Annotated in this window: 17 protein-coding genes; 13 read left to right on the top strand and 4 right to left on the bottom strand. The window is 46.1% G+C overall.

Annotated elements, in window-relative coordinates:
- Nucleotides 1-17 precede the first annotated feature (17 nt).
- The 4 genes from H70737_RS14665 to H70737_RS14680 all read left to right on the top strand — a co-directional run bounded on the left by H70737_RS14665 (nucleotide 18) and on the right by H70737_RS14680 (nucleotide 5,554).
- Nucleotides 18-1,445 carry an ABC transporter substrate-binding protein gene (locus H70737_RS14665; RefSeq protein ID WP_156113113.1) on the top strand — a complete coding sequence of 476 codons (1,428 nt, stop codon included), beginning with the start codon at nucleotides 18-20 and terminating at the stop codon, nucleotides 1,443-1,445.
- A gap of 99 nt (nucleotides 1,446-1,544) precedes the next feature.
- Complete coding sequence (locus H70737_RS14670; RefSeq protein ID WP_042188347.1) at nucleotides 1,545-3,992, top strand: alpha-L-rhamnosidase-related protein; 2,448 nt, start codon at nucleotides 1,545-1,547, stop codon at nucleotides 3,990-3,992.
- Nucleotides 3,993-4,056: 64 nt separating this feature from the next.
- Entirely contained in the window at nucleotides 4,057-5,085 is a 1,029-nt protein-coding gene (locus tag H70737_RS14675) for a cache domain-containing protein (protein ID WP_042188350.1), read from the top strand.
- Between the two features lie 220 nt (nucleotides 5,086-5,305).
- Complete coding sequence (locus H70737_RS14680; protein ID WP_042188352.1) at nucleotides 5,306-5,554, top strand: hypothetical protein; 249 nt, start codon at nucleotides 5,306-5,308, stop codon at nucleotides 5,552-5,554.
- 150 nt (nucleotides 5,555-5,704) lie between these two features.
- Here H70737_RS14680 and H70737_RS29830 read toward each other — a convergent pair whose 3' ends face one another.
- A complete protein-coding gene (locus H70737_RS29830) occupies nucleotides 5,705-7,432 on the bottom strand; it encodes a cache domain-containing sensor histidine kinase (protein ID WP_197071203.1) in 1,728 nt (575 codons plus the stop codon).
- Nucleotides 7,433-7,463: 31 nt separating this feature from the next.
- The gene (locus H70737_RS14690) at nucleotides 7,464-8,705 is read right to left on the bottom strand and encodes a response regulator (protein ID WP_042188354.1); all 1,242 of its coding nucleotides are present in this window, start codon (nucleotides 8,703-8,705) and stop codon (nucleotides 7,464-7,466) included.
- Between the two features lie 307 nt (nucleotides 8,706-9,012).
- On the opposite strand from H70737_RS14690, the gene H70737_RS14695 reads away from it, so the two are divergent.
- The 4 genes from H70737_RS14695 (at nucleotide 9,013) to H70737_RS14710 (ending at nucleotide 19,649) form a co-directional block, all read left to right on the top strand.
- On the top strand, nucleotides 9,013-11,190 hold the full coding sequence (locus H70737_RS14695; RefSeq protein WP_042188356.1) for a beta-galactosidase: 2,178 nt from the start codon (nucleotides 9,013-9,015) through the stop codon (nucleotides 11,188-11,190).
- A gap of 57 nt (nucleotides 11,191-11,247) precedes the next feature.
- Nucleotides 11,248-13,419, top strand: coding sequence for a GH92 family glycosyl hydrolase (locus H70737_RS14700; RefSeq protein ID WP_156113114.1), 2,172 nt, complete (start codon nucleotides 11,248-11,250; stop codon nucleotides 13,417-13,419).
- 193 nt (nucleotides 13,420-13,612) lie between these two features.
- A complete protein-coding gene (locus tag H70737_RS14705; protein WP_042188360.1) occupies nucleotides 13,613-14,701 on the top strand; it encodes a peptidylprolyl isomerase in 1,089 nt (362 codons plus the stop codon).
- Between the two features lie 25 nt (nucleotides 14,702-14,726).
- Entirely contained in the window at nucleotides 14,727-19,649 is a 4,923-nt protein-coding gene (locus H70737_RS14710; RefSeq protein WP_042188362.1) for an S-layer homology domain-containing protein, read from the top strand.
- Between the two features lie 65 nt (nucleotides 19,650-19,714).
- Here the strand turns inward: H70737_RS14710 and H70737_RS14715 are convergent, their stop codons facing one another.
- Nucleotides 19,715-20,572 (bottom strand): class I SAM-dependent methyltransferase, encoded by an 858-nt coding sequence (locus H70737_RS14715; protein WP_042188363.1) that lies wholly within the window; start codon nucleotides 20,570-20,572, stop codon nucleotides 19,715-19,717.
- Nucleotides 20,573-20,941: 369 nt separating this feature from the next.
- Here H70737_RS14715 and H70737_RS14720 point away from each other — a divergent pair, with 369 nt between their 5' ends.
- The 5 genes from H70737_RS14720 (at nucleotide 20,942) to H70737_RS14740 (ending at nucleotide 24,605) form a co-directional block, all read left to right on the top strand.
- The gene (locus H70737_RS14720) at nucleotides 20,942-21,613 is read left to right on the top strand and encodes a Rossmann-fold NAD(P)-binding domain-containing protein (protein WP_042188365.1); all 672 of its coding nucleotides are present in this window, start codon (nucleotides 20,942-20,944) and stop codon (nucleotides 21,611-21,613) included.
- Nucleotides 21,610-22,134 (top strand): GNAT family N-acetyltransferase, encoded by a 525-nt coding sequence (locus H70737_RS14725; protein WP_042188367.1) that lies wholly within the window; start codon nucleotides 21,610-21,612, stop codon nucleotides 22,132-22,134. The genes H70737_RS14720 and H70737_RS14725 overlap by 4 nt, the downstream gene beginning before the upstream one ends.
- A 291-nt stretch (nucleotides 22,135-22,425) precedes the next feature.
- Complete coding sequence (locus tag H70737_RS14730) at nucleotides 22,426-23,637, top strand: MFS transporter (protein ID WP_042188369.1); 1,212 nt, start codon at nucleotides 22,426-22,428, stop codon at nucleotides 23,635-23,637.
- A 53-nt stretch (nucleotides 23,638-23,690) separates the two neighbouring features.
- On the top strand, nucleotides 23,691-24,050 hold the full coding sequence (locus H70737_RS14735) for a GIY-YIG nuclease family protein (RefSeq protein WP_042188371.1): 360 nt from the start codon (nucleotides 23,691-23,693) through the stop codon (nucleotides 24,048-24,050).
- A 75-nt stretch (nucleotides 24,051-24,125) separates the two neighbouring features.
- On the top strand, nucleotides 24,126-24,605 hold the full coding sequence (locus tag H70737_RS14740) for a DUF6530 family protein (protein WP_042188373.1): 480 nt from the start codon (nucleotides 24,126-24,128) through the stop codon (nucleotides 24,603-24,605).
- Between the two features lie 62 nt (nucleotides 24,606-24,667).
- On the opposite strand, the gene H70737_RS14745 is transcribed toward H70737_RS14740, so the two are convergent.
- A complete protein-coding gene (locus H70737_RS14745; RefSeq protein ID WP_042188375.1) occupies nucleotides 24,668-25,609 on the bottom strand; it encodes an AraC family transcriptional regulator in 942 nt (313 codons plus the stop codon).
- Nucleotides 25,610-25,706 lie beyond the last annotated feature (97 nt).

The following is a 25,706-nucleotide window of genomic DNA, read 5'->3' on the forward strand; positions in this document are numbered from 1 at the left end:
GACTAGGGGGAATTACATTGAGAATCGAACACACCAAAAAAATTACAGCTACACTGGCGCTAACGCTGCTACTTACGGCCGGTCTGGCTGGCTGCGGAGGCTCCAAAGAAGAGAACGCCGGAGGGAATACGGAGGAAGCGAGCAACAAACAGGTGACGATCAAGGTCAGCAACTGGCCGAAGCCGAATGAGGAAGCCAAAATTGCCCAGTATGAGCAGCTCATGGCGAAGATGAAAGCTAATTATCCAGATATCATTGTGGACAAGGATGAATGGGGTTATGATGTCAGCTCTTTCTTGCCTAAAGCGGCTAGCGGTCAGCTTCCTACGGTGTACGAAACCTTTTTTACAGAAACTAGCAAAATCATTAAGGCAAATTACGCGGCAGATATCACGGATACGATGAAAAAATATGGCTATGACAAAGCGATCAATCCAGATCTGCTGAAGATGGTGACCAAGGACGGCAAATATTACGGGATTCCGAAGGACGGCTACGTGATGGGGATGCTGTACAATATGAATCTCTTCAAGGAAGCTGGACTGCTGGACGATAAGGGCATACCAAAGTTCCCTAAAACATATGAAGAGCTGGCACAAACTGCGCAGATCATCAAGCAAAAGACCGGTAAGGCGGGAATATTCCTGCCAACCAAAAGCGGCCAGGGTGGCTGGATGTTCATGAACATTGCTTGGGCTTACGGCGCGGAATTCGAGAAACAGGTAGATGGAAAATGGCAAGCGGTGTTCAATTCTCCAGAGGCAGCGGCGGCCCTGCAATATGTGAAGGACTTGAAATGGAAATATGATGTCCTGCCGGACAATAATCTGGTGGATGTTACGAATGACATGTTCCGCATGTTCGGAACCGATCAAGTCGCTATGAGCTTCGGCATGAATGACTGGCCTCCAGTCATCCAGCAGCAGACCAAAATGTCTAAAGATAATGTAGCAATGTCCGCCCTTCCAGTTGGACCGATCGGGAAACCTGTAACTCTGCTCGGCGGTGGTCTATATATGTTCTCGCCTAATGTAACCCCTGAGCAGATTGATGCTGGATTCAAATGGCTAAAAACCTACGGCTTCACACCGGAGTCCTCAGAAGAGGCATTAACTGGTTGGGATATCGAGAAAAAGACACTGAGTGATCAGGGGCTGATCGTAGGCCCTTACGGCCTGCGGATTTGGACAGATGAGAAACGGATTGGTGAAGAACAGAAGATTCTCGACAAATACAACAATGTAAACTTGGATTTGTTCCGTGATTATATGGACAACGGCAGCAAAGGCATGCGGGCAGAAGAGCCGGTCAACGCTCAGGAATTGTACCAGAAGCTGGATATTGTACTGCAAACCGTCCTAACAGACAAAAACGCAGATCCACTGGAGATTTTGACTAAGGCTGCTGAAGAATTCCAACGTGATTATCTCGACAAGGTGAAATAAACACAGTCAAACGGCGGCGTCGTCCTTCTGAAGGGCGGCGATGCCGTTTCTGCGTAGATTGACAAATCTACTCTAAGGGATAAAGGAGAGGTGCATTATATGGCAGCAAAAGAATGGGGAGGCTGGAGCGCGCGATGGATCTGGCCTTTGGATGAGGAAGGGACAGAAAGTTGGGAGCAGCAACACGAGCGAGTGTATTTTCGCAAAATGTTTGAGCTGCCAGCTGGAGCCGAGAGGGCCTACAGTCTGAATTTGGCCATTACTGCTGACAGTCGCTACAGACTCTTTGTTAACGGGCAGCGTTTATGGGCCGGTCCTTGCAAGGGTCATGGTCATGTACACTATTATGAGGAGTTCAATTTGGACGACGTTTTGCAACCAGGTATAAATGTGATTGCTGTTATGGTAGTTCATTATGCAGGGACATCTCCCTTTGAGCTGGGGGAAGACGGACCTCTATCCATCTGGCGTTCGCAAAAAGGCGGCTTGCTTGTAGAATCGGAAGTTATGAACAATGGGCAGCTTGTGCAGGAACTGAATACAGATACCTCATGGAAAAGCATTAGGGACCACAGCTACCGACTTCAGCCGTTTCCGATTATGCGCTGGATGGGCGGATTGGAAGAGGTGGAGGGGGACGTAGCGCTGCTGGATTGGACGCTGCCGGAATATGACGACAGCGCCTGGTTAGCCGCAAGGATTGTACAGCCGGTGCGGGATGATTATGGCCAATTGGCCCCATGGCAACTGGACAAACGTCCGATTCCGCTGCTGTATGAGCGGGAGCAGCTCTTCCTGAAGCTGATGCGGAGCAGCAGTGGTGAAGGAGATGCCCTATTTGAAAAAGGGCATTGTCTGGAGCTGCGGAATGAAGCTAGTGAGGTTGCCCTGCCATTAGCAGGAATACACGTGGAAGCGGGACAGCAACTCTGGCTGGAGTTGGATGCAGGTGAGCTAATCACAGCTTATCCGCAGCTTAAGCTTCTTGGGGGGGAAGGTAGCCGGATCACCCTCCTGTACGCCGAGTGCTACGAAGAAGAGACTGGGGATGACGAGATCCGCCGCAAAGCTGTCCGCGATGATATGCAGGAGCATGTGTTAAGAGGCGGTTATGACAGCTACTATCCAGCCGGTTATGGCACCTCGGTGCAGATGGAATGCTATGAGCCATTCTGGTTTCGTACTTTCCGGTATGTCCGGCTGGAGGTGAATACTGGAGCTGAGCCTTTGACGATATCCGGCTTCAGTTATCGGGAGACCGGATATCCTTTGCTGCCGGAAGGAAGCTTTCATTGCAACGATGAACGATATAACCAGCTCTGGGAGCTGAGTGTCCGAACACTACAACGCTGCATGCATGAGACCTACGAGGATACGCCGTATTATGAACAGTTGCAATATACCATGGATACCAAACTGATGATGGAATTTACGTACCTGTTATCAGGAGACGACCAATTGGCACGGAGGGCAATGGAAGATTATAGGGCTTCGCAGCTGCCAAACGGCATGTTGCAAAGCCGCTACCCCTCCGTGCTGCCACAGGTCATCCCCTCCTTTTCTTTATATTGGATCGGGATGATTCATGACCACTACAGATCCTTCGGAGATCTGGCTATCATAAATCGGTACCGACTGCCACTGTTATCCGTATTGGACTGGTTCGATCAGCGACTGACACCGCAAGGTCTGGTGGACAGAACGCCTCGCCAATATTGGAATTATTTTGACTGGGTGGAAGAATGGCCACTCGGTGCACCAGATTGTACGGATGATGCACCTGCAACCGTGCTTAGCTTGATGTATGCGGCCGCGTTGGAGCAAGCGGCTGAATTGCTTGCCGCCAGCGGGTGGACGCAGATTGCAATTGAATTGCGTCAGCGCAAAGCCGCGGTCAACGCTGCGGTACTGGATTGCTGTCGCCAATCGAACAGCTTGATGTTCCGCGACAGTCCGGCGGCAACAGCGGAAACACAGCTGAGCCAGCATACGCAGGTCTGGGCGATTTTAGCAGGCACTGTGGACGCTGTAGAGGGGGCAGCACTACTAGAGACTACAATGGCTGACACATCACTGGCTAAGCTTTCACTGCCGATGAGCTATTATCTTTTTCGCGCGTTGGAACATTGCGGATTGTATGACCGCTCCTTCGGACTATGGGCACGCTGGATGAAGCAGCTGGATTTGAACCTCACTACACTCCCAGAAATGGACTCTGTTGGAACCAGAAGTGACTGTCACGCCTGGAGCGCGCTGCCGATCACTGAGTTCACAAGAGGGATATTGGGTGTCCGGCAAGGGATAGGGGGAATAACCATAAAGCCACATTGCGGCGAACTGCAACAGGCCAGTGGAATCGTAAGCACAAGTCTGGGTCCAATACATGTGAAATGGGAAATCCATTCAGAAGGGGGACATAAAAGCTTCCATTTTGAAGCTAACTGGCCAGCCGGTTCGGCGATTACAATTATCTTGCCTAATCATGAAGTGCTGCTGACAGATGCAGGTTCTTTTTATAAGGAGATCGACTTTAGTCACTTTAGCTGATAGTCTGATTTCAATTGATCTTCGTTTTCGTTGATTCATACACCAGAGGGGGATAGGGAGTTATATGTTCAGATCATTCGGCCGCAACATCCGCCTTGTCCTGGTGTTGTTTATTACCGTTTACATTGCCGCTTCGAGTTTCATTTTGTACCGTACTATGGAGCATAGAAGTTTGGATATGTTGCGGCTGTTGTCCGTTCAATACACTGGTCAGCAGCATAAGAACACTCTTTTGTTCATGAACTGGCTAGAGGAGACCTCCAAGCTTATCTCCAACAATCAGGTGGTACAAAATGCGTTGAAAAAACCAGCATATGATGGAGCGATTTCTCCGATACTTGAGGGCATTCGCTCCTCTAGCAGTGACATTCTCGGCATTTATATTTGGGGTGAAGCAGGGGGGACGTACTCCTCGAGCAATGTATCCGGGCTTCTCCCCTTTACAGAGATCAAGAAAGTTCCAGGGATGGAACAATTTCTGGATAATCGGGAACAGGCTTTGCGCTGGACGGTGCTGAACCGGGAACATCTGATGAACGCGCCTTCTGATCTGCGCGATCGTCTGCTGCTTGAGGTGAAAATTCAGAACACGGAGGGGCAAATTTTAGGTCTGCTCTCGCTCGAAGTTGAGATTGACAAGCTGTACAGCTTCTACCTGTCAGGCAAGAATACGATCTACGGCGAGAATGAAGTTTATCTGCTGACAAGTAACGGAAAGCTGCTGAATGCGGCGGATGTGCCCATGAAGCGGCTGCAAGAAATTAGAACTGCGCTGACCACACCGGAGAAGGATAATCCAGCTATGCCGGAAGAACAAGATAGTTCAAGTAGCGGTGCTATGGATTTGTTGGAGCGTGAAACGGCCGACGGCTTGATTTTGCTCTATCCGCTGCCCGAATCGGACGAGCGGATTGTCACCTATATCTCTGCAGACGGGATGAATGCAGAGCTGCGGACATTTAAGTATTTAATGATCGTTTTAAACATCGTCGTTTTCATAGTGTTCTGGTTGCTGATCTCAATGCTTAGTGGCAGTATTGTTAATCCGCTGAAACAGTTGTACTTGAAAATTAACTCCACGATGAAAGACTAAGATTGGTAGTCGGAATGGCAACAGAATGGTAGACAGAATCTATGAAGCATTGGAATTTCAGGTTACCCGCTAAAATCTGCAAAAGGTCACTGGCTAGCAGTGCTTATATCTACTTGGGTGGGAACCGATCACAGCGAATCTACTTCGTAGGGGCTTGTTCAACTATTGGGCTGGATAACGTTATGGTAAGATACTGCAATAGAACATATGGGGTGAAAATATGAGAATGTATGCTCTTCTTACAGAACCAATAGGGGACATCAGTAAGGTAATGATTTATGAATCAAAGTATCGTGTTTATTTATTTCTATTTGAAACTCATGAAAATAAGGGTGCAAATGCTGACTATTGTTATGAAACATTAGAAGAAGCAATGGAATTCTGCAATGAGGAACTAAACATAGTTGAGGAACAGTGGGTTGTTATTAACGATCCCAAAGACGGGGAACAACACGATATTATTTATTAAATCAGTATTGACAGCATTGAGCAGAATATCTACCCACACTGCTCACACGTCAAAAAAAGAAATCGCTCTTTGTGAGAAAAGTGGAAGTACCACCAACTCTCAAAAAAGGAACGATTTCTTTGTAGTGTCCGCATTAATTAACAATCTTAGTTAATTGGGCAGATCTTTCTTCAAGCTAATCGTAACCGTGGTGCCTTGCCCCGGAGTGCTGGAGATGCTTAGCCCATATTGAGGACCGTATTCCAGCTTGATCCGTTCGTCCACATTTCGCAACCCATATCCGCTCTGGAACAGCACATCTTCCTTAGCTTGGCTAAGTGTCGCACCGTTGGCAAAGCCGACTCCGTCATCCGTCACTGTAAAGCGAATCTCATCCTCCAGCAGCTCGCCTTTAATCCAGATTCTGCCCATGCCACGTTTTTCGCTAATGCCGTGCTTGATCGCATTCTCTGCGATAGGCTGAAGAATCAGCTTTAGAATGCGGACTTTGCGCAGCGATTCCTCAATATCGTATTCAATCTCGAATTTATTCGGGAAACGCATTTGCTCGACCGTCACAAAACTCTCCACCAAACGGATTTCTTCGTCGACAGTAACGAATTTATCGCCTTTATGCAGGCTAATCCGAAAAAAGGTCGCCAGAGAAGAAATCAGCCGCTCAATGTCGGGCTGCTTCTTCAGCCGGGCAATCCAGGCAATCGCATCTAACGTGTTGTAGAGGAAATGAGGATTGATCTGCGACTGTAGCGCAGTCAGCTCCGCCTTGCGCTGCTTCTCTTTTTCCTCATCTTTTTCAAGCATTAATTGGCTGATCCGTTCTACCATCTGATAGTAGCTGTTCTCTAGCTGGAAAATCTCATCGACCTGTGCCCGCTGCTCATAGACAGCTGCTAGGTCTTTTTTGCCAAACAGACTCAGCTTCTTCTTCAAGTTCAGTAGTGGTCGGGTGATTTTGGCCGCCAGATAAAAGGAAAGAATCAGTAGCACAATGAAGGTAACACTGGCGAAAAGAAGGGCATTTCGGTTACCCTTGGCAATTCCCTCCAGTAACTTGTGGCTAGAAATCACACTGGTGAACTCCCAGCTAACGCCAAGCGTCTCCAACCTAGGATTCAAAGGATAAGTAGCAATGATATAGGAATTCCCGTTATCTGACCAGGTGCGGTAGCCTTCTTTCTGACCCGGGCGAAGAGGGGCATTCTCCTCCAAAAAATTGCCCAAGAGCCGCTTGTCGGGGTGAGATATAATCCGGTCGCTGGAGGTCAGGAAGGAGTAGCCAATGCCAGTGAAACTGGAGGAATAAAGATCTGCCAAGGCGGCTTCTCTGACATAGATGATGACGACCCCGATATTTTGCCCCGTATTGAAGTTCCGGAATTGCTGTCCGAAGGGGATATAGGCATTGCCGTCCCCATCCCGTTTGATTTCACCGACAACAGGCATGCTGCTCTCCTGAATACGTTTAATGAACAAGGCTTCGGGAACCTCGAGCATCTGCTCCTTGGACTGATAAGAGTAAAGCATATTATCATTGGTGTTGATGATTACATTGCCCACCAGATCATTCTGTGCCAGCATACCGTCGATGATAGCCCCGATCCGTAATTCCTTGTCTGCTGCTGGCAGGGAATCGTTATTAATGATCTGGTAAATGTCGCTGTTCACCAGAAATCGCAGGAACAACATCTGAATGTCATCGACCATCAACTCCACACTGAGCCCAATTTGGCGTTGAGTCTGGACCACATGGCGATACAGATCCTTCTGCAGATAGGTATAGGAATAGAAGTTAAAAATAACAAGCATCAGCACCAGATGCAGAGACAATCCCACTAACAGGACAACAACAATCCGACTTTTGATCTTGAACCTCCGCATCCAAGAATCCATCCGGTTGGCCATCGTTAGCTTAACCATAGGTTTTTGCATATTCGCTCGGTGGGATGCCCGTCATCTTTTTGAAAATCTGGCTAAAGTATTTGGAGTCGGTGAAACCAACCTGATTGCCTACCTCATAGACCCGGTACATCGGATTGCGTAGCATACGTTTGGCTTCTTCAATCCGATATTCCGTCAGACATTCATAGAACGTCTTGTTCAAATCTTTGCGGAATAGATGCATTAAATGGGTTGGACTGACGAACACCGCAGCAGCAACCATCTCCACGGTAATGTTCCCAGCATAATGCTCCCGGATAAAAGCGAGGGCGTCTCTGATTTCACGCCGGCATCGAGCTCCGGCCTCTTCCTCAGCGTACAACACGCGTTCAATACCAGACAATGCACGCTGCGAAGCAAGCACAGCCTGTTTGTATGAATCTACGATTCCGTTCCATTCTTCAGTTGGTTTGCCGATGCCAACGCTAAGAGCCTGGCCGAAGTGCTGCTGGCTCCATTCCGATAGCTGCTTACCTAATCTGCGGGCAGAATCACCAGCAAGCTCAGGTTCATCGGTTCGGAGAATCATAACCCACTCCAGATGACTATCGCGGAATAGACAGAGCTGTTCAAAAGAATACGCTTCCAGAATAACCGCTGCTTCATCCTCCAACGCTTTGCCTACATCAGTTTCTTGAAGACCATTATCAGCAGGGAAGGCTATGGACAGCGGCAGCATAGCTTTTCCTGGTTCCAATTGCAGCTCCAGCAGCTTAATTTTGCTGGTAATGAATTCCTCACTATGCAGCTGGCCATGCAGTAAATCCTGCCAGAATTGTTTGGATATCGCGGCAATTTCCTCATTAAGCTGTGAATATCGCTTGGAGAGTTGCTTTTTCCCCAGGATTTCATCACCAACGCTTCGTACTGTATCTGCGAGTTCTTCTATATTAATGGGCTTCAGCAAATAGGTGGAGGCACCATAACGTAATGCAGCCTGCGCATATTGAAATTCGTCATAACCGCTAAGTACGACAATGCCTACGAGCATGTCCTGCTCCCGTATTTTCTCGATAAGTTCAAGACCGTTCATATACGGCATACGGATATCGGTAATAATCACATCCGGGCGGTGCTGTAGTGCAAGCTCCAAACCCTCTTCACCATTGCTGGCTTCTCCTATGATCTCGACGTTGTATTCTGCCCAGTCTATGGTTTGGGTGATGCCCATACGGACGAGATATTCATCATCTACTATAAGCGCTTTCAACATTGGCCTCACCTCGAAGTAGTTTCTAATATGTCTTACAGTCATTATAAACATGAAACCTCTTTTAGAGGAGCGGTAATTTCTCAGTTGTCAGGATCACAAACGATTTCGCAGTATGTTCACCGGTGGCTAAGTACAAAAATGTCCGCATAGCGGAAGTTCTAAACATTTCAACAGCTTAACAAACCGTTTCATAGGATTCCATCCTAACTTTTGCAAAATGTACTGTGATAGACTTTAACCGTAAAAGAGCGGTAAGCGCTTTTATAAATACATGACATCGAAATTGAACGCTGTAGGAGGAGTACCCTTGATACAAAAATCATTTATTCCATTCGGGTTTCAATATTACCGTTCCCCAACCCCATTCCGGGATCAATGGGAGAAAGACCTAAGCAATATTGCCGGGCAGGGCTTCAATTGTGTGAAGTATTGGGTGCAGTGGCGCGCCAGCGTGTCCAAAGAAGGGATCTACCAGTTCGATGATATTCAGGAGCTGATGGATATTGCTCAACAGAATGGCTTAAAGGTCATTTTGAACGTGATTTTCGATGTGGCGCCAGCCTGGTTTTATAAAAAACATCCTGATTCCAAAATGATCACAGCAGACGGTTCCGTTCTGGAACCAAGGGCAATTAACTGCCGCCAGATTGGCGGAGCTCCTGGACCTTGTTATCACCATGCAGCTGCAGCCACGGAGAAGGCGAAATTTCTGGCGGAAACAGTGAAGACTTTCAAAGATCATCCTGCACTCTGGGTGTGGGATTTATGGAATGAGCCTGAGCTGACGACAGGGATTAAGCGCAAGCTGTCATTTGACAACCAGGTATGTTATTGCGAGCACTCAGTGCTGGCATTCCAAGAATGGCTGAAAAATAAATATATTACTCTGGTAGCTCTGAACGAATCATGGCAGCGGACTTACGGAAGCTGGGAGGAAGTAGAGGCACCGCGTGGGCAAGGCGTATTCAATGATTTGGTGGACTGGCGGCTGTTCATGTCCTGTACTTTAACAGATGAGCTGCGGAGCCGGGTAGATACTGTGAAGTCACTGGATCTGCTTCATCCTGTTATGGCACATACTGTGCCAGCTCCTATTTTTAATATGATTACAGCAGGATCAGACGACTTTAAGCTGGCTGAGCCCTGTGACCTGACAGGAAATAGCCTAGGGTCCTCAGCTTGGTCGGCTGATCTACTGATCTCTGCCGCCAAAGGCAAACCGATCATCAACTCAGAGATTCATGCGCTGCCTGGCAATACGGCGATGAAACCGCGCCAGCCGGAGCTGCGAGAAATGAAGCAACATATTCTGACCCCGCTCGCCCGTGGTATCACGGGATATCTGTTCTGGCAGTATAGACCGGAGGTATTAGGACAGGAGGCTCCGGCTTGGGGTAGTGTGTATTTGGACGGCAGTCCAACCCCATGGTACAAGGATATGGCCCAACTAAATAAGCATGTGCAATACAATAAGCATGAGCTTTTAGAGGCAAAACGGCGTGGGGACGGGATTGCTATTCTATTCAGCCCACAGAACCAAATCGCAAACTTTGCTGCCCATGATCATTTGGACACCTATAACGATTCCCTGCAAGGCGTCCATAAACTGCTACATGATCTTAATTATAAAGTGGAATTTCTGCATGAGTCGGATGTTACGGAAAAGACATTGGAGCAATACCGCTGCCTGTGGATGCCTTATCCACTGTATCTGAACCGTAAACTGTGTGACCTCCTGCGTGAGTGGGTGGAAAAGGGAGGCATATTGATTTCGGAATGCTCCTTCGGAGCGCTTCAGGCAGAGAATGGCTGTCACAGCTATACAGTTCCTGGTTACGGATTTGATGAAGTCTTTGGGGTTCGGGAGACTTGGATTCATTCTGCCGAGAACCTGGATCATAGCTATCATCAGGTAGCATTCGAATCACGGACGGCGATCCCACTCCTTAATGTAATGAAACACAGCAAGGAAGGGGAAGCAGCCGCAGATGATAAGGCACACGGCTCCTATTACAAATCAGATATTGAGCTGCAAAGTCATGTGAAGGTCCTAGCCGAATTTGCCGAGGACAACATGCCTGTGTTGACGGCCGCCGCTTATGGCAATGGGCGTGCTGTGTGGTTCGGTACCTTACTTGCGGCTGCCTACTGGCAGGATGGACATACCGGAACGCTCCAGTTGGTGCGCGATCTTTTACAGCAGGAATTGAAGCTACAGCCGAATGTGCAAGCAAGCGGAGGTGTCCGCGCTGATCTTTCCGAGTGGGAAGTTGAAGAAGACAGAGGTGCGTTCCTCTATGTGCATAATGAAGGGAAGACGTTGGCAGAAGCCAAAGTTACGCTGCCTGCCAATTATACTTCAGCAGAGCCATGGTTTGACGATGGGAATGCCAAAATTCAGCCAATAAATCCGTTTGAACCTTCAACAACTCAACTGTCTATACGGGTAGAAGCTGGAGATGTTCAAGTATTTCGATTATCTTAGCCGGCAGCAGTTAAGGTCGGAGATTATAGAGCTGGTGTAAGCCAGCCAAAGGAGTGTATCCATTTGGGTTTGTTAGATTATGTTAATCCATTACAGGGGACTAAGTCGGATTTCCGCTACTCACACGGCAATACGCTGCCGCTTACAGCGATGCCATTTGGCATGGCGGCTTGGAGCCCGCAAACCCACGAAGCAGGGGGGACCTGGTTCTTCCATCCGCACCATCGCCACCTGGAGGGCATACGACTAACTCACCAGCCCAGTCCTTGGATCGGAGATTATGGACATCTAACACTGTTGCCGCAGACTGGACCGTTATTGCTCAGTCCTGATTCGCGCTCATCTTCCTTTAAACCGGAAGAGATGCAAGTGTCCCCACACTACTTCGGTGTGTCTCTTCAACGATATCGTACCCGACTGGAGCTGACCCCTACAGAGCGCTGTGCGGTGATTAGAATAACATACGCTAAGGGGCAGCAGAACAGGCTCATAATAGCACCGCTTAAAGGCGAGTCTCAACTCACCTTTCAACCGGAGAAACGCAGGATCATCGGCTTTACAAGAGGCCATACCGCCGGGGTACCCGATAATTTCGCGATGTATTTCGTCTTCCAATTCGACACAGACATTCTCATGGAGGATTCGGGAATCTTTGACGGGGAGTACCAACCTTTAGGGACGTATGAAGGAACCGGCGATAAGCTGGGTGCATACGTAGAATTAAACCTACCGGAATCCGGTGTAATAGAAGTGAAATGCGGCACTTCCTTTATTAGTGGGGAGCAAGCGCAATTGAATCTCGATCGGGAGGTTGGTGGGAACAGCTTCGGAGAGATCTTGAGCAAAGCAGAGGCAGGCTGGGAAGAACGGCTGAGCCGCATCGTTGTCGAAAGCGCGGATGAAGAGAACCTCAGTACCTTTTACAGCTGTATGTACCGGATCTGCCTGTTTCCTAGAACATGGCATGAATATAACGAGCAGGACGAGCAAATTCATTACAGTCCTTTTAACGGCAGAATTTGCCGGGGTCCAATGTATTCAGATATCGGACTGTGGGATGTATACCGGACTAGCTTCCCGTTATACAGTATCCTGTTTCCATCCTTGCTCGGTGAGATCATGCAGGCTTGGACATTAGCTTACGGTGAAAGCGGCTGGCTGCCAAAATGGCTTTCACCAGGCGAACGCAGTGCCATGCCCGGCACACTGATCGATGCGGCAGCTGCGGATGCCGTGGTTAAGGGCATCGGCGGCTTCGACGTAGAGCTAATATATGAAGGTTTGCTGAAACATGCAGATCGTCCGGCTACAGACGAGAAGCTGGGTAGACGGGGGCTAGAATTGTATTTGCAGCACGGCTATCTGCCGCATGATCGTTTTCATGAAAGTGTAAGTAACACGCTGGATTATATATACGGGGACTTCTGTATAGCCCAGATTGCTAAAGCACTCGGCAAAATGGATGATTATGAGCGTTTTATGGACCGGGCGCAGAATTACAAGCTGCTGTTTGATCCAGAGGTTGGTTTTATGAGAGGCCGTAACGAGGACGGTACTTGGCAGGAAGGATTTGATTCTTTGGCGTGGGGTGATCCGTTCTGTGAAGGTGGAGCTTGGCAAGGGAGCTGGGCGGTTCCCCATGACTTCCCGGGATTAGCCAGTCTGATGGGTGGCGAGGAAGCTTTTGTTCGGCGTCTGGCCCAGTTAATGGCCGAGGAACCGATATTCAAAGTGGGGTCTTATGGCTTGGAAATTCATGAAATGTCGGAAATGGCTGCGGCCGATCTAGGGCAGTTTGCCATCAGCAATCAGCCCAGCTTCCATATACCTTATATTTTCGCCCGACTCGGGGCGTTGTCCAAAACACAGTACTGGGTTCGCAAAACCATGGCTAAACTGTTCAACAGTGGAATGGAGGGGTTACCCGGCGACGAGGATAATGGCAGCATGGGTGCCTGGTATATTTGGAGCGCCATCGGACTGTATCCGTTAAGTCCCGGGATTCCCGAATATGTGCTAGGCAGCCCTCTATTTGATAAAGTAACGATCCAGCTTGAAAATGGGCGGCAGTGGGTCATTGAAGCGCAAAACAACAGCCCTGCCAATGTGTACAGTAAATCAATTCACTGGAACCATACGCTTTGGGAGCACCACTCTTTGCCTCATGAAGAGATTATTAAAGGCGGCGTCCTGAACTTCAGTATGTGTCCGGGGGTAGTCCCGTCCTAAAAGCAATGCAAGGCAGTCCGGAATATTTCGGGCTGTTTTTGTTTTTTGGATGGAACGAAATTGCTCTTTTTGGTCAAATCGTGAAATGGCAAACCATTTCGCAGCATTCCCGCCTGTTTTTTCAAGGGTAACATGTCTAATATCGAAGAGAATGAAAGCGCTTAATAAGAATGCGGAGAGGAGGAAGCAACTTATGACTTTAAGGCTTTATTCCAAAAGAAATCGACTTATCACTATTCTATTCGCCCTGATTGCGGGAAGCCTGCTGCTGATTGGCGCGATGAATGTGCAGGCTCCACAAGCAGAAGCACCACTTCTGACCCTTAACGGACAGGAGGTCACTGCAGCGGAGTTCAACTGGCATCTTCAAATGAATCGGGCACTGACTGCTGATTACTTCAAACAGACCTACGATGCCGACTACTCAGAGAAATTCTGGTCTACCGACTATTCCGGCGAAAAACCAATCCACAGGTGGATAAAAGAATCCCAGACGCAGCTACTGACGAAGCGGATGGAGTTGCAGCTTGCTCAAGAAGCAGGGGTGATATCGGATATCAGCTATGAAGGTTTTCTAAAAGGAATGGGGCGTGAGAATCAACGGCGGAGTCAGGCGGTAGCGAATAAGGAAGTGGTGTATGGTCCTCTTCATCTGGAAGCGCAGGCCTATTACAGTTATTACATGAGCAACCTTGAGGATACCACGATTGAAGCAATGCGCAGCAACGGAGGCATCGTGATTTCAGATGAACAGGTAAGGCTGGAATATGAAGCAAAGCAAGCTGCTAAATATTCTCGGCCGGGAGCTATACATCTTGAATGGGCATCACTGCCCTTTGGTCCGGAAACAGAATACAAGGATCAGCAGGAGGCCATGGAGAAAATGGAATTGCTCCGGGCAGCAGCAACAGCAGAAATAAGATCAGACGCAGGCATCCATCAGCAGGCAAAAGAGCTGGGTATAAACGTGGGCGAAGTCAAAATAACAAGTGCTTCCCGGCGAACAGCAGCGCTGGAAAATCCTAAGGTATTGCTTGCTGCAGATCAGCTTGCACCTGGACAGATTAGTGGCTTGTTTGCTGAAAATGGGGCCATCCATCTACTTTACTGTCTATCGGTAGAGGATGCAGGAGTTATACCTTTCGATCAAGTGAAGGATGCTATCACACTTCATTTGGCGCAACAGAAGTTTAGATCCTTGGTGGACGATAAGCTATCCAAAGCTGTCCCAGAATGGAATTACCCAATGGCTGAAAGACTCGCAAACCAAGCCATTCAATAAATGTTCAAGGGGGAATAACACAACAATGTTAAAAAAACTCGCAAAATCACTGCTAATGATGGTTCTGATCTTTACGACAGTGTTCCCAGTAATGGGTGCTTCTGCCCATGCTGAAGAGACGTATGCCGATGATTTCACTGCTTTGCCAGCAGCGGAGCTGAGTTCGGAGAATTGGTTGATTGACAGCAGCAATCCTCAATTCTTCGGCGGAGATGCTACGCGGTTGGTCAGGACATCCACGGATACCGGTTATGCCGTTTATTCATTAACAGGAATTCAGTCGTTTACGCTTCAAGCCTATTATTTCTCTGGCTCAACAGCCGTAATCAAGTTCTACGGATCGGGTGATGCGACAGCGTGGACGGAGCTTCCAGTCATTAATGACAGTCCCACAGCAACCGGTTCTGGTTGGTATGGAACAGTATACACGCCCGCCGGTGCACTTCCGAATGATGTCAATTATCTCAAAATCGAGATCAGCGGCGACCTCGACAGCTGGCTGATGCAGCTTGGACACCTTACGCTCTCCAATGTATCACTTGCACCCCAAACGATTAATGATGAGCTTGATGATGTTTCACAGCTGTATGCATTTAGTACAAATTGGTCTTTAGATACAAGCAATCCCACTTTTTTTGGTGGAGATCATTCTCGTGCAGTGAGAACAGCAGATTCGGCAGAATCACTTGTGTACCATTTGCATAATTTGCAGCATTTCATCGTCCGTCTGCATTCCTTTGCCGGGTCTAGCGGAAGCATAAAGTTCTATGGATCGGCGGATGCATCCACCTGGACAGAGATTTCAGCAATACATGAAGCTCCACAATCTACAGGAGATGCAGCTTGGACCGGGACGAATTATACCCCAGCACAAGGGATTCCTTCAGGCATTCATTATTTAAAAATCGAGCTCAGCGGCGATTCCGCCCCTTGGCTGATGCAGCTAGGATCGGTCTCCTTGTCCAATCGCTTGCCTGGAGATGGAGGGAACAGCGGTGGAGACGGAGATTATTACGTCGATTCATTTGCAGGCAGCGACAGCAATGATGGAAAAACACCTGAGACAGCCTGGAAGACCTTCTCTGTAGTGAACGAGACCACCTTTGAGGCTGGAGACCGAATTTTGTTAAAGAAGGGTGGAATCTGGAACGAACAATTATATCCTAAGGGTAGCGGAACAGACGATAAACCGATAACAATCACTGCCTATGGCAGCGGAAGTAAACCGACTATCAATGGTGGAGGCATGGCCGGAGCAGCTGTATACCTGCGCAACGCCTCAAACTGGAGCATCCGGGATCTGGAGGTCACAAACTATGTTTCCGAGAGAGGAACCATTTACCGGGAAGGCATAATGGTGGAGAACGCAAACGGAGGAACTTTAAGAAATATCCGCATCCAGGATAACTATATACATGATGTATCAAGCAGCTTCCGTTATCCGACAGTTTCCGGTGCAGAAGGGGGTCCACATGCGTTCGGTGGAATCTCCGTATATGTGGGTGGAACGACGGGAACGGACAAATTTGATGGGGTATGGATCGAAGGCAACACGGTCGAACGAATTGGACGGACAGGAATTGTGGTATGGGATCAGCGTTTCAACGGAGCCGACTATGCTACGGTCAATGTTACGATCCGCGGAAATTATGTCAAACAAGCAGACAGCGACGGCATCCTCACCTTCGGTGCGGACGGAGCGTTAATTGAGCATAACATAGCAGAAGAAGGTGGGAACTACTCCGAAGAAGGCGAGTTTAACGGCTCAGCCGCAATCTGGCCGACCCGGGGCAAGAATAATATCGTGCAGTTTAATGAGTCCTTTAACACAAATAAACCAGAGGGAGATGGACAGGGCTTCAATCTGGATATCGATACTAAGGACAGTGTAGTTCAATATAATTACAGCCATGGAAATAAGGGCGGATTCATGCTTTTTGTCGATGCCCGTTTAACTCCAGGAGTGCTTATCGGCTCCTCTAACAATGTAGTCAGATACAACATCAGCCAGAATGATCTGACGCATACGTTTAATTTTGCAGGCGGGGTTACGCCGGATACGCAAATCTATAACAATACGATCTATATCGGCACTGGGCAAAACACCAAAATAATCGACCATGAATGGGACGACGCGGGAAATATCAACGCTCCCTATACGTTCAGGAACAATCTGGTCTACAACCTTGGACAGGGAGGTTATAATCTGCCCGGGGAAAATGGCAGCTTCGACCACAACCTGTTGTATGGAAATCATCCAGTAAGCGAGCCGGAAAATACGAATTCCGTCACAGCGAATCCGCTCTTGGTTGCTCAGGGCAGCGGTGGAATTGGCTGGAATACAGTGGACGGTTACAAACTGAGAGAAGGTTCTCCTGCACTTGGTGCTGGTGCTATTATTGCAGATAATGGCGGTCGGGACTATTGGGGAAATGCTGTTTCAGCAGAAAATCCACCGAATATCGGAGCCTATAATGGACCCGGACTTGATCCTGCCACACTGCCTGAAGCACCTGTAGATGATCTGCGATTATATTTTCAAGGCTTAAAAATTGCTCCTCATATTACAGATGGTAGAAACGGAGGCATATCCCTTCAACTTCAGTTTACAAACAGTTCTGGAGTAGACCCTCTGAAAATTAACAAAATTTCCTGGAAAATAGGGGAAGGAAGTGGCCAACTCAGCGGTAGCGAGTCGCAACTAGCAGAAATCGCTCCGAATAACAAATTTACTTATCCAATACCCTTGCCGGGATTCTCTGAAGGTGTCAAATATCCTCTTGACTTGACCGTTGACCTTGAAGGCTATGAGACAATTCACCTCAAGCAAAACATAGATATTAACCGGATGAAGCATCAGTCAGACACAGGAACTCCCGCGCTGATTGATCTTGCAGACGGAACCCCTTTGTTGAGCGGGTATAACGGTGCGGATGATCTTAGCGGAACAGCACAACTACGCTGGGACAAGGATAACATTTATTTGACTGCCGACATCCGTGATGATGTATTCAGCCATAACGCTTCCGGGATTAATATTTGGCAAAATGACAGTATTCAATTCAGCCTCGCTCCCGGTGTACCGGGCGATAGCCAATCCTGGTATGAATACGGAATTTCACAGACGCCGGAGGGGCCGCAAATATACCGCTGGCTGTCCATGAAAGGTGCTGCTACTGGAGTGTTGACCAAAGGAACTCTAAGTGTAACCCGAGATGAAGCGACTAAGATTACCTCATATGCACTGGCACTACCTTGGAGTGAAGTAAGTCCAATTCGAGGAGCGGGAGGCAATGTCTTGAGCTTCTCGATGTTGGTTAACGATAATGATGGTGCGGGCCGAAAAGGGTATATTGAGTGGGGATCAGGCATAGGCGCTGCGAAGGATCCGGCACTTTTCCGCACCTTCCAGTTTATGAATGTCGAAGATGAGGAGGAGACACAACCGAGTGATAATGCTGATTTGAGCTTTTTGAGTATGGAGGGTACAGATATTCCCGGGTTTGACCGTAATACATTGACCTATACAATAAATGTACCCTTTTCTAAAACAGCCGTGACTGTTACAGGGATACCTTTAGATCCGAAAGCCAAATTAACAGTAACTGGCGGAAGTGAACTAAAAGTAGGAGAAAATAGCGTCAGCATCAAAGTTACCGCCGCAAATGGAACAACAACAAAGACCTACACTTTGAAAGTGGTACGGAGTGAAGACCGCGGGGGAACAGAAACGCCTGGCAGTTCGTCCGGCAGCAATAATGGCAGTAACAATAGTAACAGTGGAGGGAAAATAGTTAATCCAGTGAATATAATCTCAGCCGGCCGTATTCAGATTCAGGCTTCACCTGATGCTGAAGGAATGCGCCTTGCACAGCTTCCTACTGGAGAAATTCAAAAAGCGATGAAGGGTGTGCAAGATGGTGCATTGGCACTTGAGCTTACTAAATTAGATGCCACAGCTAAGGGAGTAACCTTTCAATTGCCCGTTACCGAACTGAAAGATAATGTTATCTCTCTTACAATAAAAGCAGGTGAAACCACCGTGACGTTCCCAATTGACAAGATGGGTAGCAATATTCCGGAAGGTTCCAAGCAGTTGGAGCTGTCCATTCATTTTGTTGATCCTTCAACCCTTTCTGTTTCATTAAAAGAGAAATGGAAAACGCATGCCGTGTACCGGATCTCCTTGATGGTAGACGGAAAGCAAATAGAAACATTAAGTCAAACTGCGGCAATGAAGGTATCGTTTGGATATAAATTGAATCCTAGTGAAGCGCCGAATCAAGCCATCGTCTATTCTATTACCCGCGAGGGGCTGGCGGAAGTGGTCAAGAACTCCAAATACGTTTCAGGTACAGAGAGCATCACCTTTACAACACGGAACTTCGGATTATACGCTGCAGCGAATGGAGATATACACTTCTCTGATGTCAATTCGGACTACGCTGCTATCCTAGAAGCGTTGGCTTCCCGTGACCTGGTGCACGGCACAGGCGATGGCAAATATGAGCCTGCCCGCCAAATCACCAGAGCTGAGTTTGTTCAACTACTAGTATCAGCTCTAGACCTTCAGGCCGATAGCAGCAGTACTTTCGAAGATGTGAGTCCTGACACTTGGTATTACCAAGCTGTCTTAACGGCTCAGGCACTGAAGCTGGTTAACGGACGCAGCGAAGGCTTATTTAGCGCAAAAGAACCGATTACTCGCCAAGAAATGGCTGTTATTTTGTTTCGCGCTCGGAGTTTAGCTGCTCTTCAGCCGGATTACTCCAGCAATACCGTAGTATTTGCTGATCAGAAGCAAATCGGAGCTTATGCCAGGGAAGCAGTTGAGTACCTGCAGCAGTCAGGGATAATCAATGGTTATTCCGACGGAACCTTCAGACCACTGAATCTGACCACCCGTGCGGAGGCTGCTGCTTTGATTTATAGAATTATGGGATTGTAATCATCACAAAAGAGCTGGAGCCTAGTGTATTTGGCTCCAGCTCTTTTTCTTGCAAGTATAATAAATTATTCCTTCAGGCTGGCCACACAACATATCTCATGTCCGCGACGTTCGCCTTGCCATTTGGCCAATAATGCCATTCGCTCTACAAATGGAGTATTCGGCCCATAGTGAGGATGTGCATCGATCAATCCATCCGAAACAGAGACCAGCTGCCGCGTGAATATCGAAATGATCTCAAATCCAGCCTGATTGAGTAATTCACGCACATTAGCGTCCGTGTAATGATACAGGTGATCGGGTTCAATAAATAACGGTGATTCAGGTCCGTAGACTTCGTTGGTTAATGAATGGCTATTGGGTATACTGAAATAAATTTTCCCTTGCGTTGTCAAAAGATTACGAATATCCTTCAAAAATGCAAATGGATCGGAAATATGCTCAAGCACATGCCAGAACACTACCGCATCATAACGAGGAAGATCAGGATTTTCAGCCGAGTCATCGTCTTGGGTGCTTTTCCATTCATCTTTAACCAGATCCACACCGTATTTATATTTGGCATAGGCTCGTGACATTTGTGAGGGTTCAATGCCAACCGCTCTCCAGCCGCCATTTTCAGCTGCATGTAAAAATTCACCTGTTCCAGAACCAAACTCTAGCAATGCTCCTTTTTCTGGACTGAACATTTCCAGCAGCATTAAATTAAACAGAGCATGATCAGAATAGGTAGCTTGAGCATATTTTTCACGCATTGCAATCCATTCTGTATTATAAATATCTGCGATTAAGCCGGTTGTATCAACCTCCGCAATATTCGCTCTAAAGATAAGACCACAGTTGCTACACCGCATCAGTGTAAACGAACTATACTCATGGAATACGTTGATGGCTGGAGAAGGACCACACAAAATACATTGCATATAAAAAACACCTCCGTTAATCGTTTCACTTATTCCTCCCAGGCCACTAGCTGGGGTTAGGGCATCATAGTTAAGTTGAAGGGCTTGGAGTGAGTTTCATTTCATTCATTCTATTATCAATCTCGATAGAATATGCTCGTCTCACTGATCCTAAACAAGGTCAAACTTTAATAGATTTATAGTATAGCTTTCTAGGACTTTATATTAGGTGAAGCGGAAATTGGGAATCCTTCTGTTGTTGCATGATTATAAAGGATGAAGAAGCAAGCACATTGTTACAATCCATGATTACGCCAAAAGATTGTTGGCTTCGAAAATGCCTGTTAATATTGGAAATAGAATCATCTTTTAGATTGGAGAGTCAATGATATGAAGGTCATTATTTTTGGAGCTACAGGTATGGTTGGTCAAAGCGCGTTACGTGAATGTTTGATGGATGATAGAGTTCAAGAAATACTTACGATTGGGCGTAAAAAGACAGAGCAGCAACATACAAAACTAAGACAAATTCAACTTTCCAATGTAGCTGAATTATCAAGTATAGAACATGAAATCACAGGTTATGATGCATGCTTTTTCTGCCTTGGGGTTTCCTCTGCTGGTATGAAGGAAGAGGAATATAAAAGAGTAACATATGATATCGCGCTATCCGCCGGAACAACATTAGCAAGATTGAACCCTCAAATGACCTTTATATATGTTTCTGGAAGTGGGACGGATAGTTCGGAAAAAGGACGCTCTATGTGGGCGAGAGTGAAAGGGAAGACAGAAAACGATCTGTTGAAGCTACCTTTTAAGGACGCATATATGTTCAGACCAGGTGTGATTCTACCCCTATATGGCGTACAATCCAAAACAAAAGTGTATCAGATTTTTTATGATGTGATGAAGCCACTTTATCCCTTGCTAAAGAAGTTAAACAGTGTCATTACATCGGAACAATTGGGACGAGCTATGATTCAGGTAACTATTAACGGTTATCCAAGACCCAGAATAGAAAGCAATGAGCTCAAATCCATGATCAGGAGATTAAATCAATGAACATTATCATTAGACAAGAAAAAGCTCAAGATATTAACGAAGTCTACCATGTAGTCCAAAAATCATTTGAAAATGCGGAACATTCAGATCATGATGAGCACAATTTGGTAAATAGACTAAGGAGCTCGACAAAGTTTATTCCGGAGTTATCTCTTGTAGCTGAATATGAGAATAAGATCGTCGGTCATATCCTTTTTACAGAAATTCTAGTGGGTGATCAAACTCTGGTTGCGCTTGCACCTGTTGCAGTACTACCAGAAATGCAAAGCAAGGGCATAGGGAAGCTACTGATTACTGAAGGCCACAAAATCGCAACACAGCTTGGATATAAAGGCTCTGTCGTTTTGGGTCATGATAAGTATTATCCGAAGTTTGGTTATAAAAAAGCTAGTCAATTTGGTATAGAAGCACCTTTCGAAGTTTCAGACGATAATTTTATGGCCGTTGAGCTTATAGATGACGGTCTCTCAGATGTCCATGGCGTTGTCGAATACGCTAAAGAATTTTTTGAAATTAGATAAACATAAAAAAGTGGAGCAAATGCTACGGCAGTTGCTCCACTTTTTTATTTGTTTACAGAATCAATTAACACCTTTAAAAAAAGGATTGTGGAATATCGAGACTGAAAACGGCTTGACGAACGACACTATCCTGTATAAAATGAAGCAGTGATTTAGTAAATTAGTAAATAAGTAAATTAGTAAATAGGAGTGGTGCAATGAAAATACCAACAACGTTTAAACATAATCATGTTGTCATGTTGGAGAGTTTTGAGAAGGTGTAAAAAATAGTAAAGGATATGGGGAATTAAAATGTTTTCTAATCGTTATGTTCGAACAATTATCCTCTCCCGTGTGTTATTGCAGCTCGGAATATGGATCCGGAATTATGCCGTCCTTCTTTATGTATCTGAATTGACGAATAATAATCCGGTAGATGTATCTCTGATATCAGTTGCCGAATTTGCACCGATCTTTCTTTTTGGTCTTATTGGTGGGACCTTTGCCGACCGATGGCGGCCGAAGAGAACCATGGTATGGAGCGATTTGTTATCTGGCTTGTCCGTCGGGGTGGTGCTGATTGCGGTCATGAATGGCGAATGGATTGCGCTTCTTATCGGATCTTTTGTATCTGCCAGCTTATCTCAATTTTCTCAGCCTTCGGCGATGAAACTGTACAAGAGACATGTGCCAGCTGAACAGCTGCAAGGCGTTATGGCGATGTCCCAAACCCTTGTCGCTGTCTTTACGGTTTTGGGACCCATTATTGGTACGTTTATTTTTATTAAGTTTGGAATTCACGTATCTCTGATCCTGACAGCCGTTATGTTTCTGGGCTCTTCGCTTATATTGTCTTCCCTTCCTCGGGATGAAGAAGAACCGAAGTCAGGTAAAGCCAGCGGCTTCATCAAAGAGTTAACGGCTGGCTTGCGTTACATCGGATCGAGTAAACCCTTAAGAACACTTAGTTTAACTTTCTCGGCGGTGGGATTGGCATCAGGGCTAACTCAGCCGCTTCAGATTTTTCTTGTCATCGAGAATTTAGGTAAGGACAAACAATTTCTTCAGTGGCTTGTGATGGCTAGTGGGGCAGCCATGTTAGTAGGCGGAACTGCAATAATCGGGATAGCCAAAAAAGTAAGGCCACAGCTATTGCTTTTGATAGGCTTACTCGTCAATGCCGTCTGTACGGTTGGAATGGGAGCTTCTAAGCAAATTTGGCTGACGATTATTTTCTTGGTGATCAGTGGTTTGTTTTACCCTTGCATTCAAGGAGGGATTCAGACACTTCTTGTGCGAAATACCGAAGGGGCCTTTATTGGCCGAGTTTCAGGAGCAATCATGCCTATTTTTATGGGAATGATGGTGGTTGGCATGTTCATTTCCGGCTACCTTAAGGATACGTTCTCCTTGATGGGCGTATTTATGGCGAGTGGTGTATTTGTGATTATCGGTGCGCTTTTTCTGCTTCCTATTGTGGTTAAGATAAGAAGCAATGTGGAGCTGGAATCGCTGGGAAAATGAAAATCCAACTACAATTTCCATGAATTTATTATCTAAGATAAGGAGAGAAAGATATGGATATGAATAAACGCAAAGAGCTGATCGAGGAGTACAAACAGATTAAGATTTATATGGGTGTTGCTCAAATCAAAAACCAAATCAACGGCAAAATATTTATCGACAGCTATCCTAATTTGAAAAACAAATGGCTTACCCTGCAAATGCAGTTGGATTCAGGGAGATTTGCAAATGCCCAGCTCCAGAAGGATTGGAAAGAATTCGGTGCGGATGCGTTCACTTATGAGGTACTAGAACAGAAGGAGATAGATAAGGTAACTGATATGCGCTGGGAACGGAAGAAAATCTTAAAGCCATGGTTAGAGAAGTTACAGCCCTACGGAGATAAAGGTTATAACAAACCACGAATTGACTAACGATGAAATCCAAGATAAGATGAAACCGTCGTTTAGTAAATTAGTAAAATAGTAACTGGAAGGAAGAAAAAAAACATGAAAATACCTACAACTTTAAAACATAAGCCTGTTGTCGTATCGGAGAATTATGAGAAGGTTGACGGCCGAATGGCTGGAAACACAGATGCGAAAGGTCTTTCCTTAGGATTGGCGCAGTGGAATGATCGAGGAAAGGTCGATATTTCTGCTAAGGTATGGAGATATACCGGGGAAAAATGGTCCAGACAATCAGAAGAACTGCCTCTTCATCGCGTGCTTGATTTGTCCATTCTAATTTGCCGGTCGTTAGAACATTTCCGCGAAGCGTATCGATATGAGAATTTATATGACCCGGAGCAGCCCGTCATCGACAGAGTTGGCTTGCAAGGGGATGCGATGACTGTAGCGGTATGTACAGATAATGAGCGAATTAATGAAGATATTAAGCTATTTAATCAAGCTCTTAGCGATGACGATGAAATGATCGGTGAGCGTCTGAGCACGTTATCCAAAATATTAAAGGATATGGGATATTAAACAGTGAGTGGTAGTCAAACAGGGCAAAAAAGCCTTCGTGACTGCCACTTTTTTTATATAGTTTAAAACAATTCCGGCCCCCGTCCAGGAGTGTCTATTGGCAAAGTATCTTGGATTTTGATTTCATTTCTTAATTTCCGGAAATCTTTAGGTGTTCTTGTTTGATGTTTTTTAAAGGACTGAATGAAGTTGTTAACATGATTAAAACCAACTCTATGGGCAATTTCAGTTACTGTATAATCAGTTGAAATTAATAGCTCCATACTTTTCTTAATCCGGTACTTTATTAAATATTCATACGGTGTGATATGAAGGGTCTTTTTGAAACTACGGGTACATTCTGAAACACTTAAATGAGCAGCATCAGAAATATCTTGCAAAGTTATATTAGTTGCGTAGTGCTGATGGATGAAAGAAAGCATGAGTTGAAGTCGTTCTTGCTGCCTTTTTACGTATTTAGCTGTGTCCTCAAAGGAGAGAGAAATATTAGATATCAAGGTTAACCAGAGTTGTACGGTTCTGATAGAAACCTCATATTCCCATCCCCATTTCTTTGGCATATCAAATCTATTCTTCAGCTCCAAAAGCATGTTTAGTACATCTCTTTGCCATTCAGCATCTCCTTTAATTACTAGAGACAGTAAGGAAGAGTTCGTATAAGGTGATACATAATTTTTTTCCATAGCACTATCTGCATAAAAGACCAACAGCTTTTCAGGAAAATTGAAACTCACATACTGACCGTCAGGAGTCAGGTGCGTCGTAACATGAAGGGCACCTTTATTGATGAAAATGGCTTGGCCATTTTTCAATTCATAATCAATACCATTCACTTGTATAACTAGTTTACCTTGAGTAACCAAAGTGATCTGAAGTTCTTCGTGCCAATGTAAGTCATTAAATCCTCGTCCTTCAGGGATAATTTTCCGAGAGTTAGCTGTGTACATAATGTATGGAAATGAAGCATCAGGAAAAAGAATGTTCTCGTGCAGCAGTTTTGACATCTAATGACGTCCCTTCTAAAATGATGATATTTATATATAATACAACGATATAATGACACAATTTAAACAATGATGATGATATTATTATATCCAATCT

The organism is Paenibacillus sp. FSL H7-0737, assembly GCF_000758545.1.
Taxonomy (GTDB): domain Bacteria; phylum Bacillota; class Bacilli; order Paenibacillales; family Paenibacillaceae; genus Paenibacillus_AQ.

Coding starts and splice junctions, on each gene's coding strand:
- H70737_RS14670 (WP_042188347.1), top strand. CDS start 1,545: ATGGCAGCAAAAGAATGGGGAGGCTGGAGCGCGCGATGGATCTGGCCT.
- H70737_RS14675 (WP_042188350.1), top strand. CDS start 4,057: ATGTTCAGATCATTCGGCCGCAACATCCGCCTTGTCCTGGTGTTGTTT.
- H70737_RS14680 (WP_042188352.1), top strand. CDS start 5,306: ATGAGAATGTATGCTCTTCTTACAGAACCAATAGGGGACATCAGTAAG.
- H70737_RS29830 (WP_197071203.1), bottom strand. CDS start 7,432: ATGCGGAGGTTCAAGATCAAAAGTCGGATTGTTGTTGTCCTGTTAGTG.
- H70737_RS14690 (WP_042188354.1), bottom strand. CDS start 8,705: ATGTTGAAAGCGCTTATAGTAGATGATGAATATCTCGTCCGTATGGGC.
- H70737_RS14705 (WP_042188360.1), top strand. CDS start 13,613: ATGACTTTAAGGCTTTATTCCAAAAGAAATCGACTTATCACTATTCTA.
- H70737_RS14710 (WP_042188362.1), top strand. CDS start 14,727: ATGTTAAAAAAACTCGCAAAATCACTGCTAATGATGGTTCTGATCTTT.
- H70737_RS14715 (WP_042188363.1), bottom strand. CDS start 20,572: ATGCAATGTATTTTGTGTGGTCCTTCTCCAGCCATCAACGTATTCCAT.
- H70737_RS14720 (WP_042188365.1), top strand. CDS start 20,942: ATGAAGGTCATTATTTTTGGAGCTACAGGTATGGTTGGTCAAAGCGCG.
- H70737_RS14725 (WP_042188367.1), top strand. CDS start 21,610: ATGAACATTATCATTAGACAAGAAAAAGCTCAAGATATTAACGAAGTC.
- H70737_RS14730 (WP_042188369.1), top strand. CDS start 22,426: ATGTTTTCTAATCGTTATGTTCGAACAATTATCCTCTCCCGTGTGTTA.
- H70737_RS14735 (WP_042188371.1), top strand. CDS start 23,691: ATGGATATGAATAAACGCAAAGAGCTGATCGAGGAGTACAAACAGATT.
- H70737_RS14740 (WP_042188373.1), top strand. CDS start 24,126: ATGAAAATACCTACAACTTTAAAACATAAGCCTGTTGTCGTATCGGAG.
- H70737_RS14745 (WP_042188375.1), bottom strand. CDS start 25,609: ATGTCAAAACTGCTGCACGAGAACATTCTTTTTCCTGATGCTTCATTT.